Source organism: Cytobacillus sp. FSL R7-0680 (assembly GCF_038009245.1).
GTDB lineage: Bacteria > Bacillota > Bacilli > Bacillales > Cytobacillaceae > Cytobacillus > Cytobacillus kochii.
Map to the genome: position 1 here is coordinate 4,033,641 of NZ_JBBPAO010000001.1, position 14,450 is coordinate 4,048,090.

The 14,450-nt window shown below is 40.1% G+C and carries 15 protein-coding genes and 1 riboswitch; of the genes, 14 read left to right on the top strand and 1 reads right to left on the bottom strand.

All coding sequences use genetic code 11. The features are described 5' to 3' along the window. Positions 1-42: 42 nt before the first annotated feature. The 14 genes from MKY26_RS20250 to purD all read left to right on the top strand — a co-directional run bounded on the left by MKY26_RS20250 (position 43) and on the right by purD (position 13,985). Positions 43-585, top strand: coding sequence for a DUF2179 domain-containing protein (locus tag MKY26_RS20250; protein ID WP_095370725.1), 543 nt, complete (start codon positions 43-45; stop codon positions 583-585). Further along, positions 582-776: an NETI motif-containing protein gene (locus tag MKY26_RS20255; RefSeq protein ID WP_251163305.1), complete on the top strand. Its 195-nt coding sequence runs from the start codon at positions 582-584 to the stop codon at positions 774-776. The genes MKY26_RS20250 and MKY26_RS20255 overlap by 4 nt, the downstream gene beginning before the upstream one ends. 94 nt (positions 777-870) lie before the next feature. Further along, positions 871-972, top strand: a riboswitch (purine riboswitch). A gap of 142 nt (positions 973-1,114) precedes the next feature. Continuing rightward, positions 1,115-1,603, top strand: coding sequence for a 5-(carboxyamino)imidazole ribonucleotide mutase (purE, locus tag MKY26_RS20260; protein ID WP_095370724.1), 489 nt, complete (start codon positions 1,115-1,117; stop codon positions 1,601-1,603). Next, on the top strand, positions 1,590-2,744 hold the full coding sequence (gene purK, locus MKY26_RS20265) for a 5-(carboxyamino)imidazole ribonucleotide synthase (RefSeq protein WP_180317049.1): 1,155 nt from the start codon (positions 1,590-1,592) through the stop codon (positions 2,742-2,744). The genes purE and purK overlap by 14 nt, the downstream gene beginning before the upstream one ends. 3 nt (positions 2,745-2,747) lie before the next feature. Next, the gene (gene purB / locus MKY26_RS20270; protein ID WP_328198908.1) at positions 2,748-4,040 is read left to right on the top strand and encodes an adenylosuccinate lyase; all 1,293 of its coding nucleotides are present in this window, start codon (positions 2,748-2,750) and stop codon (positions 4,038-4,040) included. A 92-nt stretch (positions 4,041-4,132) separates the two neighbouring features. After that, a complete protein-coding gene (gene purC / locus MKY26_RS20275) occupies positions 4,133-4,852 on the top strand; it encodes a phosphoribosylaminoimidazolesuccinocarboxamide synthase (RefSeq protein WP_095370722.1) in 720 nt (239 codons plus the stop codon). Further along, positions 4,845-5,099 (top strand): phosphoribosylformylglycinamidine synthase subunit PurS, encoded by a 255-nt coding sequence (gene purS, locus MKY26_RS20280; RefSeq protein ID WP_095370721.1) that lies wholly within the window; start codon positions 4,845-4,847, stop codon positions 5,097-5,099. Before purC ends, purS begins: the two co-directional genes overlap by 8 nt. Further along, the gene (purQ, locus tag MKY26_RS20285; RefSeq protein ID WP_322910217.1) at positions 5,096-5,782 is read left to right on the top strand and encodes a phosphoribosylformylglycinamidine synthase subunit PurQ; all 687 of its coding nucleotides are present in this window, start codon (positions 5,096-5,098) and stop codon (positions 5,780-5,782) included. The genes purS and purQ overlap by 4 nt, the downstream gene beginning before the upstream one ends. Next, positions 5,766-7,982 carry a phosphoribosylformylglycinamidine synthase subunit PurL gene (gene purL / locus MKY26_RS20290; protein WP_322910216.1) on the top strand — a complete coding sequence of 739 codons (2,217 nt, stop codon included), beginning with the start codon at positions 5,766-5,768 and terminating at the stop codon, positions 7,980-7,982. Before purQ ends, purL begins: the two co-directional genes overlap by 17 nt. Continuing rightward, positions 7,967-9,379 carry an amidophosphoribosyltransferase gene (purF, locus tag MKY26_RS20295; protein ID WP_095370719.1) on the top strand — a complete coding sequence of 471 codons (1,413 nt, stop codon included), beginning with the start codon at positions 7,967-7,969 and terminating at the stop codon, positions 9,377-9,379. The genes purL and purF overlap by 16 nt, the downstream gene beginning before the upstream one ends. A gap of 128 nt (positions 9,380-9,507) precedes the next feature. Continuing rightward, a complete protein-coding gene (gene purM / locus MKY26_RS20300) occupies positions 9,508-10,533 on the top strand; it encodes a phosphoribosylformylglycinamidine cyclo-ligase (protein WP_095370718.1) in 1,026 nt (341 codons plus the stop codon). Positions 10,534-10,549: 16 nt separating this feature from the next. Continuing rightward, a complete protein-coding gene (gene purN / locus MKY26_RS20305) occupies positions 10,550-11,122 on the top strand; it encodes a phosphoribosylglycinamide formyltransferase (RefSeq protein ID WP_095370717.1) in 573 nt (190 codons plus the stop codon). Between the two features lie 31 nt (positions 11,123-11,153). Continuing rightward, positions 11,154-12,689 carry a bifunctional phosphoribosylaminoimidazolecarboxamide formyltransferase/IMP cyclohydrolase gene (purH, locus tag MKY26_RS20310; RefSeq protein ID WP_307315343.1) on the top strand — a complete coding sequence of 512 codons (1,536 nt, stop codon included), beginning with the start codon at positions 11,154-11,156 and terminating at the stop codon, positions 12,687-12,689. Positions 12,690-12,707: 18 nt separating this feature from the next. Next, the gene (gene purD, locus MKY26_RS20315; protein WP_322910214.1) at positions 12,708-13,985 is read left to right on the top strand and encodes a phosphoribosylamine--glycine ligase; all 1,278 of its coding nucleotides are present in this window, start codon (positions 12,708-12,710) and stop codon (positions 13,983-13,985) included. Positions 13,986-14,032: 47 nt separating this feature from the next. On the opposite strand, the gene MKY26_RS20320 is transcribed toward purD, so the two are convergent. Next, on the bottom strand, positions 14,033-14,326 hold the full coding sequence (locus tag MKY26_RS20320; protein WP_095370714.1) for a YgaP family membrane protein: 294 nt from the start codon (positions 14,324-14,326) through the stop codon (positions 14,033-14,035). Positions 14,327-14,450: the final 124 nt, after the last annotated feature.

Sequence of the window (14,450 nt, forward strand, 5' to 3'; positions counted from 1 at the left end):
TAAAGGTAATAAGAAGGTTTGAAGTGAGATAGGAGTGTTAAAATGTTAGAGAATGGCCTTGTAATGGTAACGATTATTTTGGTTATTAATATTGTGTATGTGTCCTTTTTTACGATTCGTATGATATTAACATTAAAAGGGCAGCGTTACCAGGCAGCATTTATTAGTATGATTGAAATTGTTATTTATGTGATTGGTTTAGGCTTAGTGTTAGATAATTTAGACCAGATACAGAACATTATCGCCTATGCAGTCGGGTATGGTATAGGCGTCATTGTTGGGATGAAAATTGAAGAAAAGCTTGCACTTGGCTATATTACTGTTAATGTAATAACGAAGGAGTATGATAAAGATTTGCCAAAGGATTTACGGGCCAAAGGATATGGTGTAACGTCTTGGGCTGCGAATGGGCTTGAAGGGGACCGTATGGCACTGCAAATCTTAACTCCAAGAAAGTATGAATTAAAGCTGTATGATACGATTAAAACACTTGATCCGAAGGCCTTTATCATTGCTTATGAACCAAAAACGATATATGGTGGCTTCTGGGTTAAATCTGTTAAGAAAGGTAAGTTATTTAAGTGAGTCAAAAGAAAAAGAAATTTGAAGTGTTGGAAAATGAAACCATTGATCAATGCTTAGATCGCATGAAGCAAGAAGGGTATTTTCCAATAAGAAGAATGGAAAAACCGTACTTTAAAGAAATGAAGAAAAATGGGAAGACAGAATATGAACCTGCAGGGCAAAAAATAGTCTTTGAAGGACAACTTTTGTAGCAAAACACGAACATTAATTTTCTGACTTCTTTAATCGTTCGAGATTATCATTGACGGACAATTCGGAAGTTGTTAAGATGAAATTGAAAGAAAACCTAACAACATTTTAACCCCTCATATAATAATGGGAATATGGCCCATGAGTCTCTACCCGGGAACCGTAAATACTCGGACTATGAGGGAAAGCTTCTTGTTTGTCCAAGGGACTAGTGTCTCTAAATTCATAACATTTCAATTTATGAATGAATGGCTCAGACAGAATCTTTCTCTCTTAGATTAGAGCGAGGATTCTATCTGGGCTTTTTCATTTTTTGGACAAAAAGGAATGGAGGAGAAGGATGAAAATCGAAGTTGCCGTCATCATGGGTAGTACATCAGATTGGGAAACGATGAAACATACTTGTGACATTTTAGATGAGCTTGAAGTCGGTTATGAAAAAAAAGTCGTATCTGCACATAGAACGCCTGATTTGATGTTTGATTATGCAGAAAGTGCAAGAGCTAAAGGAATCAAAGTCATTATTGCAGGAGCAGGGGGTGCCGCACACTTACCTGGCATGGTAGCCGCTAAAACAACGCTACCAGTCATTGGTGTCCCAGTTCAATCTAAAGCGTTAAACGGGATAGATTCCTTATTATCCATTGTACAAATGCCTGGCGGTGTCCCAGTTGCTACAGTTGCTATTGGTAAAGCAGGGGCAACAAATGCAGGGTTACTGGCAGGACAAATTTTAAGCGCCTTTGATGAGGAAATTGCTAAACGGTTAGAAGATAGGCGAGAAAGAACAAAACAACAAGTGTTAGAAAGTAGTGATGATCTTGTCTAAACAAACCATACTACCTGGTCAAACAATCGGCATAATTGGTGGAGGGCAGCTAGGTCGCATGATGGCATTATCGGCCAAAGCGAATGGTTTTCGCATAGCTGTACTGGATCCCACGGAAGATTCCCCATGTGGTCAAGTGGCTGATGTGAAGATTGTTTCAGCTTATGATGATATGAATGCAATAAAACAATTAGCATCTATAAGTGATATTGTGACATATGAATTTGAAAATATTAGTGCTGAGGCGCTTGATTGGCTTTGTGAGAATGCTTATGTGCCTCAAGGTTCACATGTATTATCACAGACACAGGATCGTATAAAAGAGAAGGTAGCGATCACAAAAGCAGGTGCGACTGTTGCCCCGTACGCAGAGATTCACGCAACGGAAGATATTTATGCTAATATAGAAGCGCTTGGCTTTCCTGCTGTTTTAAAAACAGCAAGAGGTGGATACGATGGCAAGGGACAATATGTAATTCATAACGAAGCTGACATAGAAAAGGCGAAAGAATTATTAAATCATGGTGCATGCGTCTTAGAGAAGTTCATTCCTTTTCAAAAAGAAATCTCAGTGATTGTTTTCAGGAATCCCAATGGTGAAACAGCTTTCTTGCCAGTTGGGGAAAATGTTCATAAAGATAATATTCTACATCAAACGATTGTACCGGCGAGAATTTCCAAATTAGCTTCTCAAACGGCCTTAGAAGAGGCGAAAAAAATTGCCGATGATTTTGAGCTAGTTGGTACACTTGCAGTGGAAATGTTCCTTGGAGAAAATGATGAGATCTATATTAACGAACTAGCCCCAAGGCCGCATAATTCTGGTCACTACTCTATTGAAGCATGTGAAACTTCACAATTCGAACAGCATATTCGTGCAGTTTGTAATTGGCCATTAGCAAATACAGAATTACTAAAACCAGCTGTAATGGTCAATATATTAGGAGAGCATGTTGAACCTCTTATTCGGTCCATTCCTACGGTAACGGATTGGAAGGTTCATTTATACGGGAAAGCAGAAGCGAAGTTTAAACGAAAAATGGGTCATGTGACATTGCTTCGCGACAATGTAGAGGAAGCTTTACGTGAAGTAGAACAAAGTGACATATGGCAAATTGCTGCAGAAAAGATCGGAGGATAAATCATGATTGATCGTTATACTCGCCCAGAGATGGGAGCTATTTGGACAGAACAGAACCGTTTCCAAGCTTGGTTGGATGTGGAGATTCTTGCTTGCGAAGCCTGGGCTGAGCTTGGAGATATTCCTAAAGAGGATGTAGCTAAAATCCGTGAAAAAGCTTCATTTGACATTGAGCGAATTAAAGAAATAGAAGAAGAAACAAGACATGATGTCGTTGCCTTTACACGTGCCGTTTCCGAAACACTCGGTGAAGAACGTAAATGGGTCCATTATGGCCTTACTTCTACAGATGTTGTCGATACTGCACTTTCATATATAGTAAAGCAAGCAAATGATATCTTACTAAAAGACCTCGAGCGTTTTGTAGAAATTCTTAAAGTAAAAGCACAAGAGCATAAAAACACAGTAATGATGGGACGTACACATGGTGTGCATGCGGAGCCGACTACTTTTGGTTTGAAAATGGCATTATGGTATGAAGAGATGAAACGTAACTTGGCACGCTTTAAAGAGGCGGCTGCTGGCGTTGAGTTCGGTAAAATTTCCGGCGCTGTCGGTACGTATGCGAACATCGATCCATTTGTTGAACAATATGTTTGTGAAAAGCTTGGTATTCAGCCAGCACCTATTTCTACACAAACACTACAACGTGATCGTCATGCACATTATATGAGCACGATTGCATTAATTGCTACGTCCATCGAGAAGTTTGCCACAGAGATACGGGGCCTGCAAAAGAGTGAAACACGTGAAGTGGAAGAATTCTTTGCAAAAGGACAAAAAGGTTCTTCAGCCATGCCTCATAAGCGTAATCCGATTGGATCAGAGAATATGACAGGGATGGCAAGAGTCATTCGTGGTTATATGATGACCGCGTATGAAAATGTGTCATTGTGGCATGAGCGTGATATTTCTCACTCTTCAGCGGAGCGCGTGATTTTACCAGATGCAACGATTGCATTGAATTATATGCTTAACCGCTTTGGCAATATTGTGAAGAACTTAACGGTATATCCTGAGAATATGAAACGAAATATGGATCGTACGTTAGGGCTTATTTATTCTCAACGTGTATTGCTCGCATTGATTGATAAAGGCCTTGTGCGTGAAGAAGCGTATGATACTGTTCAACCAAAAGCAATGGAATCATGGGAAAAACAAGTACCATTCCGCAGCTTAATTGATCAAGATGAAAAGATCACTTCCCTTTTAACAAAAGAAGAGATAGATGATTGCTTCGATTATCATCACCATTTGAAGCATGTAGATACGATCTTTAATCGTTTAGGTTTATAAAAAATAATGGGGAGAAGAAGTTTTTCCTCCTCTCCCCATTCATTTCACCTAGTAAGAATATTGCTAATTTTCATGATTGGGAGGCGCAAGTCATGCAAAAAGGTTCACTTGTTTATGAAGGAAAAGCAAAAAGGGTTTACAACACAGATGATGCATCTATCGTTTGGCTAGAATACAAAGATGCTGCTACTGCTTTTAATGGAGAGAAGAAAGCAAGTATTGACGGCAAGGGCCGTTTAAATAATGAGATTACTAGCTTGCTATTTTCAAAACTAAAGGAGCTTGGTATTGATTCTCATTTTGTGAAGCAAATTTCTCCGAATGAGCAACTTGTAAAGAAAGTGGACATCATTCCATTAGAAACTGTTGTGAGAAATACTTCAGCAGGCAGCTTTGCAAAAAGGCTTGGCGTGGAAGAAGGAAAACCATTAACAAGACCAATTGTCGAATTTTATTATAAGGACGATGATTTAGGTGATCCATTATTAACAGAGGACCATATAGAAATCATGGATTTAGCAACCGAAGAAGAAGTCGCATTTTTAAAAGAAAAAGCATTGAAAGTAAATGAATTATTATCACAATTTTTTAAAGAGTTGGGCATCCGCCTCGTCGATTTTAAATTGGAATTCGGTAAGGATGCATCAGGTGCTATTCTGTTAGCAGATGAAATTTCACCTGATACATGCCGCTTTTGGGATTTAAAAACGAATGAAAAGCTCGACAAAGATGTTTTTCGTCGCGACCTTGGCAATTTAACAGATGCTTATGAAAATATTTTATCCAGACTGGGAGGAAAACTTCATGTATAAAGTAAAGGTGTTCGTCACATTAAGAGAGAGCGTATTAGATCCACAAGGAAATGCTGTTAAGCACTCCTTGCATTCCATGAATTACAACGAAGTGTCAGATGTGCGCATCGGAAAATACTTGGAGCTTTCGATTGAAAAGTCAGAGCGTCCTGTTGAAGAAGTAGTAAAAGAAATGTGTGAAAGATTACTTGCGAATGTCGTGATTGAAGATTATCGTTTTGAAATCGAGGAGGCTGTTGCTCAGTGAAGTTTGCTGTGATTGTTTTTCCAGGATCGAACTGTGATATTGACATGTATCATGCAGTAAAAGATGAGCTGGGCTGTGATGTGGAATATGTTTGGCACGATGAAAAAAGCTTAGATGGTTTTGATGGCATTCTATTACCGGGAGGATTTTCATACGGTGATTATTTGCGAAGTGGAGCCATTGCACGATTTAGTCACGTGATGAAGGAAGTGATTAAAGCGGCTGAGGCAGGGAAACCGGTATTAGGCGTCTGCAACGGTTTTCAAATTTTACTAGAAGCAGGCTTACTGCCAGGGGCGATGAGAAGAAATGAAAGCTTAAAATTCATTTGTCGTCCAGTTCAATTAAAAGTCGAGAACAATCAAACAATGTTCTCGCAAGGATATGAACAAGATGAAGTGATTACCATACCAGTAGCTCATGGTGAAGGAAACTACTATTGTGATGAAGTGACACTTGCTAGTTTAAAAGAAAACAATCAAATTGTTTTTACTTACCATGATGCCAACCCGAATGGTAGCTTAAGTAATATTGCTGGTATTACGAATAAAGCGGGCAATGTGCTTGGCATGATGCCCCACCCTGAGAGAGCGGTAGATGAGCTAATAGGTGGCGCTGATGGGTTAAAACTTTTTCAATCAATTGTGAAACAATGGAGGGAATCACATGTCGTTAATGCTTGAACCAAGTCCAGAACAACTAAAAGAACAACAAGTCTATAAGGAAATGGGTTTGTCAGATGACGAATTTGCAATGGTTGAAAAGATTTTAGGTCGCCTACCTAACTATACTGAAATCGGACTTTTCTCTGTTATGTGGTCAGAACATTGTAGCTACAAAAACTCTAAGCCTGTATTAAGTAAGTTCCCTACAAAAGGCGAGCATGTGTTGCAAGGTCCAGGAGAAGGTGCCGGAATTGTTGATATAGGAGATGAACAGGCTGTTGTATTCAAGATTGAAAGCCATAATCACCCATCTGCGATCGAACCTTATCAGGGGGCAGCAACGGGTGTGGGCGGTATTATCCGCGATGTATTCTCGATGGGCGCAAGACCTGTTGCACTCCTCAACTCTTTACGCTTTGGAGAATTGGATACTCCTCGTGTTCGCTACCTTTTTGAAGAAGTAGTAGCGGGGATTGCTGGATATGGTAATTGCATAGGCATTCCAACAGTCGGTGGAGAAGTGCAATTTGACGCTTCCTATGAAGGGAATCCACTTGTTAATGCGATGTGTGTCGGCTTAATTGATCATAAAGATATTAAAAAAGGGCAAGCGCATGGGGTAGGTAACACAGTCATGTATGTGGGAGCCAAAACTGGACGTGATGGCATTCACGGTGCTACTTTTGCTTCTGAAGAATTAACGGATCAATCAGAGGAGAATCGTCCGGCTGTTCAAGTAGGTGATCCATTTATGGAGAAGTTGCTATTAGAAGCATGCCTTGAACTTGTAAAATCTGACGCATTAGTAGGGATTCAAGATATGGGCGCGGCAGGATTAACGAGTTCATCTGCAGAGATGGCAAGTAAAGCTGGTTCAGGGATAGAAATGAACCTAGACTTAGTTCCACAACGCGAAACAGGAATGACTGCTTATGAAATGATGTTATCGGAGTCACAAGAAAGAATGTTAATTGTAGTGACGAAAGGAAGAGAGCAAGAAATTGTTGACCTTTTCTCCAAATATGATTTAGAAGCAGTGGCAATCGGCCGTGTGACTGATGATAAACAACTACGTTTGATTCATAAAGGCGAAGTAGTGGCAGATGTACCAACAGATGCACTAGCAGAAGAAGCACCTGTATACCATAAGCCTTCCAAAGAACCAGCTTATTACCGTGAATTCCAGGCGATGGAAAATGATATTCCCGCAGTTGATGATCATAGAGAAACTCTAATGTCATTATTACAACAACCAACGATCGCTAGTAAAGAGTGGGTATATGACCAATATGATTATATGGTAAGAACCAATACAGTCGTAGCTCCAGGGTCTGATGCCGCAGTTATCCGTATCCGTGGAACGAAAAAAGGACTAGCGATGACTACGGATTGTAATTCACGCTATATGTATTTAGATCCTGAAGTAGGCGGAAAAATAGCTGTAGCTGAAGCAGCACGTAATATCGTTTGTTCTGGTGGCGCGCCGTTAGCAATTACGGACAACTTAAACTTCGGTAATCCGGAAAAGCCAGAAATCTTCTGGCAAATTCAAAAATCTGCTGATGGCATCAGTGAAGCTTGTCGTACATTAAATACGCCGGTCATTGGTGGTAATGTTTCATTATATAACGAAACAAACGGCACAGCGATTTACCCTACGCCAGTTATCGGGATGGTTGGTCTAGTGGAGGATATTGAGCATGTGACAACACAAGACTTCAAACAAGCAGGCGACCTGATTTATTTATTAGGTGATACGAGAGCAGAATTTGGTGGCAGTGAACTACAGAAGCTAAGCTACAAAAAAATCTTCGGGCAAGCACCAGCAATCGATTTAACAGTAGAAGCAGCCAATCAAGAAAAAGTCTTAACAGCTATTCACCAAGGGTTACTATCATCTGCACATGATCTTGCAGAAGGTGGGTTAGCAGTGGCAGTAGCTGAGAGTTTATTTGCGAATCAATTAGGTGCAAAACTTAAGTTAACTGGTGAAGCAACAACACAATTGTTCAGTGAATCTCAATCTAGATTCCTTCTAAGTGTGAAGAAGGAGAACAAAGAAGCATTTGAACAATTAACAAATGCTACACTCATTGGTGAAGTAACAAATGAGCAAGCACTTGAAATTACTGTAAACGACGAACTTGTAATCAAAGAGCAAACAGAAGTGCTAAATAAGGCGTGGAAGGGAGCTATACCAGCATGCTTGCAGAAATAAAAGGTTTAAATGAGGAATGTGGTGTCTTTGGTATTTGGGGTCATCCGGAAGCAGCACAGATTACTTATTACGGATTGCATAGCCTTCAGCATCGTGGTCAAGAAGGTACAGGTATTGTTGTAACAGATGGAGATAAGTTGAAGGGTGTAAAAGGAGAGGGCCTCGTCACTGAGGTTTTCTCTCAAGATGCTATTCAAGAACTAAAAGGAACTTCAGCAATTGGTCATGTCAGGTACGCTACTGCAGGTGGCGGGGGCTATGAGAATGTGCAACCACTTTTATTCCAATCACAAAATGGTGGTCTAGCTCTATGTCACAATGGAAATTTAACGAATGCTACAGCCCTTAAATATCAACTAGAAGCACAGGGAAGTATTTTTCAAACGAGTTCAGATACCGAGGTATTAGCTCATTTAATTAAACGAGGCGGTGTATCTTCTCATAAAGAGCGTGTGAAGAATGCCTTGTCCATGGTAAAAGGCGCTTATGCTTTCTTAATTATGACTGAAAATGAAATGATGGTTGCGGTTGATCCGAATGGTCTCCGTCCTCTATCTCTAGGCAAAATTGGGGATGCTTACGTAATTGCTTCCGAAACATGTGCTTTCGATATTGTCGGAGCTGAGTTTGTTCGTGATGTATTACCTGGAGAGTTATTAGTCATTGATGATAATGGGTTCCGTTCTGAAATGTTCGCAATGGCTTCAAATATATCTATGTGTGCGATGGAATATGTGTATTTCTCCCGACCAGATAGCAATATTAATGGCATCAATGTCCATACAGCGCGAAAAAATTTAGGGAAGCAGCTTGCTGTCGAGGTTCCGATTGAGGCAGATGTCGTAACTGGTGTACCTGATTCAAGTATTTCCGTAGCCATTGGTTATGCTGAAGCAACAGGGATTCCTTATGAGATGGGTCTCATTAAGAATAAGTATGTTGGTCGGACATTTATCCAACCATCACAGTCATTGCGGGAACAAGGAGTGAAGATGAAGCTATCACCTGTAAGAGGTGTTGTTGAAGGGAAACGAGTTGTCATGGTGGATGACTCCATTGTACGTGGAACAACGAGCCGCCGTATTGTGACGATGTTAAAAGAAGCAGGCGCGACTGAAGTACATGTAATCATCAGCTCGCCACCGATCAAAAACCCATGCTTCTATGGCATTGATACTTCAACAAAAGAAGAATTAATTGCTTCTGATCGTTCTGTAGAAGATATTCGCGAAATTATTGGTGCTGATACACTTACTTTTTTAAGTCCAAAAGGGATGATCGATGCCATTGGAAGAGAAGAAGAAGGCGAGACAAGAGGTCTTTGCTTAGCTTGCTTCACAGGGAAGTATCCAACGGAGATCTATCCAAGCACGCTACATCCGTACGAAAAAGTATAAATAATAAAGTAGCAACATGGTTTGCTACTTTTATTCTTAGAAATTAACAATACGTTTTGGTGCGAATACTTGGCGTATGATGCTAGATTGAAAGAATACCTGTTAATAAATTGGTGAGGTGGATAGGAATGGCGAATGCTTATAAACAAGCTGGCGTAGATATTGAAGCGGGTTACGAAGCAGTGAACCGTATGAAGAAGCATGTGGAGAAAACGATGAGACCAGGTGTAATCGGTGGTCTTGGCGGTTTTGGAGGCATGTTTGATTTGTCATCACTTGGCTTAAAAGAACCTGTGCTTGTATCAGGGACAGATGGTGTCGGAACAAAGCTGATGCTAGCTTTTATGATGAATCAGCATGACACAATTGGGATTGATGCCGTTGCTATGTGTGTCAATGATATCGTTGTTCAAGGTGCAGAACCTCTTTACTTCTTAGATTATATTGCTTGTGGGAAGGCTGAGCCAGAAAAGATAGAAGCCATTGTCAAAGGGATAGCTGACGGTTGTGAACAAGCAGGTTGCGCGCTTGTTGGTGGAGAAACAGCGGAAATGCCTGGAATGTACAGTGAAGAAGAGTATGATTTAGCGGGATTTTCTGTCGGTGCATGTGAAAAGAGTGATTTAATCGATGGTTCAAATATTCAAGAGGGTGATGTTTTAATCGGCCTTGCATCGAACGGAATCCATAGCAATGGTTATTCTCTCGTACGGAAGATATTTTTAGAGGATGCGAAACTCTCATTGCAAGAGTTTAGAGAGGAACTAGGGAGCACGTTAGGTGAAGAACTCCTAAAACCAACGCGAATCTATGTGAAATCAGTGTTATCGGCATTAAAGCAATTTGATGTAAAAGGCTTCGCTCATATTACGGGTGGCGGATTTATCGAGAATATCCCTAGAGTGTTACCTCAAGGCTTAGGAGCTGAATTAATCGAGGGTAGTTGGGAGATTCAGCCGATTTTCAAGCTGATGGAAGAAGTAGGTAAGCTTGAGCGTAAGGATATGTACAATATATTTAATATGGGCATCGGAATGGTGGCAATTGTTTCTGTTAAGGATGCTGAAAAAGTAGTCAATCACTTTAATAAGATTGGTGAAAAAGCAAGTGTGATTGGTAAAGTTACACAGCAAGAGGGGATTTCAATCCTTTAAATAGACGGAGGTTATCATGAAAAATATCGCCATTTTTGCATCTGGCAGTGGAACAAATTTTCAAGCGATTGTTGATGCCTTTAAAAACGATGAATTGCAGGTAGACATTAAACTACTGGTAAGTGATAAGCCAGAGTCTTACTGTATTCAACGTGCTGTAAATGAAGGGATTCCAACCTTTGCTTTTCGTGCGAAAGATTTTACGAGTAAAACAGCATATGAAGAACAAATATTAGTAGAATTAGAGAATGCAAACATAGATTTTATTGTTCTTGCAGGTTATATGCGTCTTATTGGGGATGTTCTTTTACGTGAATATGGCGGAAGAATTGTAAATATCCATCCTTCTTATTTACCAGCATTCCCTGGTAAAGATGCTATTGGACAAGCGCTTTCTGCAGAGGTGAAACAAACAGGTGTAACCATTCATTATGTAGACGAAGGGATGGATACGGGTCCGATTATTGATCAAAGAAAGGTAGCCATCCTACCAGGTGATACGAAAGAAGCATTGCAGAATCGAATTCATAAAGTAGAGCATCAATTTTATCCAGAAGTATTACAAAAGCTTTTAAACGAAAACGCCTAAGAGGAACATCTTACAGGGAGGAAAATGGACGATGAAAAAACGTGCGCTTATTAGTGTATCAGATAAAAATGGTGTAGCAGCATTTGCGAAAGAACTTCACGAATTAGGGTTTGAAATTGTTTCAACAGGTGGAACAAAAAAAGCAATAGCTGAAGCTGGGGTTCCGGTAATCGGTGTAAGTGATGTTACAGGATTTCCTGAAATTTTAGAAGGAAGAGTAAAAACATTAAATCCGCTTATCCATGGTGGATTACTAGCTAAGTTCGATGATTCATCTCATCAAGCACAGTTAGAAAAACATCAGATTAATCCGATTCAAGTGGTATGTGTGAATCTCTATCCTTTCCAACAGACCATTGCTAAGCCAGATGTGACAGTGGAGGATGCAATTGAAAATATTGATATCGGTGGTCCTGCGATGTTACGTGCCTCTGCTAAAAACCACGCACATGTGACAGTTGTTGTAGATCCCATTGATTACGAAACAGTCATTACACAATTAAAAGAAAATGACATTGTAGATGCTGCAACCAAACGCAAGCTAGCAGCAAAAGTATTCCGTCATACAGCTGCTTATGATGCAATGATAGCTGAATATATGACAGAATTAGCAGAAGAAGAGCAGCCAGAAAAGTTGACAGTTACGTATGAATTAAAACAAGCATTACGTTATGGAGAAAACCCTCATCAAAAAGCTTCCTTTTATCGCAAACCATTAGGGTCGGTCTTTTCGATTGCTAACGCTACACAGCTACATGGCAAAGAGCTGTCTTACAATAATATTAATGATGCTGATGCAGCGTTACAAATTGTTAAAGAGTTTGACGGACCAGCTGCTGTTGCAGTAAAACATATGAACCCATGTGGTGTCGGTATTGGCACAGATATTTATGATGCTTTCTCTAAAGCTTTTGCAGCTGATCCTGTGTCTATTTTTGGGGGGATTATTGCCCTTAACCGTGAAGTAAATGCACAAACAGCAACGAAACTTCATGAAATCTTTCTAGAAATCATTATAGCGCCTTCTTTTTCAGCGGAAGCACTTGAGATTTTACAAGGGAAGAAGAATTTAAGACTATTAACTATTCCTTTTGAAGGAAACAAAAAGACGGAAAAACGTCTAACTTCTATTGAAGGCGGTTTATTAGCGCAAGATTACGATACTTATGGTCTTGAAGAAGCGAATATTACTGTGGCAACAACAAGAGAACCAACGGAGGAAGAGTGGCAATCACTCAAACTTGGCTGGAAAGTAGTGAAGCATGTGAAGTCGAATGCGATTGTTGTCAATAATAGCGACCAAACATTAGGTATTGGTGCAGGCCAAATGAATCGTGTCGGCTCTGCGAAAATTGCGATCGAGCAAGCAGGAAAAGCAGTTGAAGGAGCAACAATGGCATCCGATGCCTTTTTCCCAATGAATGATACAGTTGAAGCAGCAGCTAAAGCTGGTATTACGGCTATTATTCAACCCGGTGGTTCGATTAAAGATCAGGAATCGATTGAAAAAGCAAATGAGTATGGCCTGGCAATGGTATTCACTGGTGTGAGACATTTCAAACATTAAACTGGGGGAGAACATGAAATGAACGTATTAGTAATCGGTAGAGGCGGACGTGAGCATGCCATCAGTAGAAAGTTAAGTGAAAGCAGCCAAGTGGAAACAGTGTTTGTTGCACCAGGAAATCCAGGAATGGAAGATGTAGCAACGATTATTGATATTTCCGAGAACGAACAAGAAGAACTGATTGCTTTTGCGCTCGATAATCATGTTGAATTAACAGTTATTGGACCTGAAGTTCCTTTACTTGAAGGTTTGGCTGATAAGATGGAGGGAGCTGGACTTACTGTTTTTGGACCGAAAAGTCGAGCGGCTGAAATTGAAGGAAGTAAATCCTTTGCAAAAGAGCTCATGAAGAAATATGCCATTCCAACAGGAAGCTATGAAGTGTTTGATCAGTATGAGGCTGCAAGTGCTTATGTGAAAGAACAAGGAGCGCCAATAGTTATTAAAGCGGATGGATTAGCTGCTGGAAAAGGCGTCGTTGTTGCGATGACAGAAGATGAAGCATTAGCAGCGTTAGCGGATATGTTAGTTGGAGAAAAATTTGGTGAAGCTTCTGCTACAGTCGTTATTGAAGAATTTTTAGCTGGTGAAGAATTTTCATTAATGGCTTTTGTTAATGGAGAGACAGTTATCCCCTTAGAAATTGCTCAAGACCATAAACGCGCTTTCGATGGAGATAAAGGACCAAACACAGGAGGAATGGGTGCTTATTCACCTGTTCCACATATCAGCAAGGAGACGGTTGAAACAGCGATTGAAACGATTTTAATTCCAGCTGCAGAAGCATTAGTTAAAGAGAATCGCAGTTTTTGTGGCGTTCTCTATGCGGGACTTATCGCAACAGAACAAGGGCCAAAGGTGATTGAATTCAATGCCCGCTTTGGTGATCCGGAAACACAAGTCATTTTACCTAGAATGAAGTCAGACTTATCCCATGTCATGTTAGAAGTAATTGCTGGAGGTAAACCAGTGATTGAATGGGATGAGGAGGCAATGCTTGGGGTTGTGGTCGCAGCCAATGGTTATCCGGAAGCATATGAGAGTGGTGCCGAACTAAAAGGAATCGAAAAAGTAGCAGAAGAAGCATTTGTCTTCCATGCAGGAACGGCGAAAAATGCCCAAGGTGCATTCACAACAAATGGCGGCCGAGTCTTACTTGTTGGTAGCAAAGCAAATGACTTAGTATCTGCACAAAAGCAAGTGTATGATGCGCTAACGTATCTAACAACAGAAGAAGTCTTTTACCGCAGGGATATTGGCTATAAGGCGATAGCACATTCGACTATAGAAAAATAGATAGGGAAAATGAAAATGCCCCCCAAAAAAATAAGGGGGCATATTTTTCATTCAAAATCAGTATCCTTTAATAACTTTTGCTCTTTTAAAAAATCCATAGGTGGTTTAAACTGGTGGTCAGAATCTTTTATATTCTCTTTCCCTTTTTCAAATAAGGCAATGATAGGACAATAGCGGACAATACCTTCTGCAACCTTCATTGCACCAAGTGAAATAAGAATGAGAAAGCGATCACTCCAAGGTTTTTTAACGAGCTTTGTGGCACTCCAAGCAATAATGGTTAATCCACAAGTAATACGGATTAATGCCTGAATGATACCAATATTGGGCTTAACATTCATAAAAGGACCTCCTTCACAAAAAATTAACAAATATTTGTTATTCTTTACTGCGTTAAAAAGTTATATATGTTATGATAATAGGCAACATGAATGCTGCTTCATTATCGTAAACGAAAAATAAAAA

Bases quoted from the DNA above. Each gene is read 5' to 3' on its own strand.
- MKY26_RS20250 (WP_095370725.1), top strand. From the start codon at position 43: ATGTTAGAGAATGGCCTTGTAATGGTAACGATTATTTTGGTTATTAAT.
- purE (WP_095370724.1), top strand. From the start codon at position 1,115: ATGAAAATCGAAGTTGCCGTCATCATGGGTAGTACATCAGATTGGGAA.
- purK (WP_180317049.1), top strand. From the start codon at position 1,590: ATGATCTTGTCTAAACAAACCATACTACCTGGTCAAACAATCGGCATA.
- purB (WP_328198908.1), top strand. From the start codon at position 2,748: ATGATTGATCGTTATACTCGCCCAGAGATGGGAGCTATTTGGACAGAA.
- purC (WP_095370722.1), top strand. From the start codon at position 4,133: ATGCAAAAAGGTTCACTTGTTTATGAAGGAAAAGCAAAAAGGGTTTAC.
- purS (WP_095370721.1), top strand. From the start codon at position 4,845: ATGTATAAAGTAAAGGTGTTCGTCACATTAAGAGAGAGCGTATTAGAT.
- purL (WP_322910216.1), top strand. From the start codon at position 5,766: ATGTCGTTAATGCTTGAACCAAGTCCAGAACAACTAAAAGAACAACAA.
- purF (WP_095370719.1), top strand. From the start codon at position 7,967: ATGCTTGCAGAAATAAAAGGTTTAAATGAGGAATGTGGTGTCTTTGGT.
- purM (WP_095370718.1), top strand. From the start codon at position 9,508: ATGGCGAATGCTTATAAACAAGCTGGCGTAGATATTGAAGCGGGTTAC.
- purN (WP_095370717.1), top strand. From the start codon at position 10,550: ATGAAAAATATCGCCATTTTTGCATCTGGCAGTGGAACAAATTTTCAA.
- purH (WP_307315343.1), top strand. From the start codon at position 11,154: ATGAAAAAACGTGCGCTTATTAGTGTATCAGATAAAAATGGTGTAGCA.
- purD (WP_322910214.1), top strand. From the start codon at position 12,708: ATGAACGTATTAGTAATCGGTAGAGGCGGACGTGAGCATGCCATCAGT.
- MKY26_RS20320 (WP_095370714.1), bottom strand. From the start codon at position 14,326: ATGAATGTTAAGCCCAATATTGGTATCATTCAGGCATTAATCCGTATT.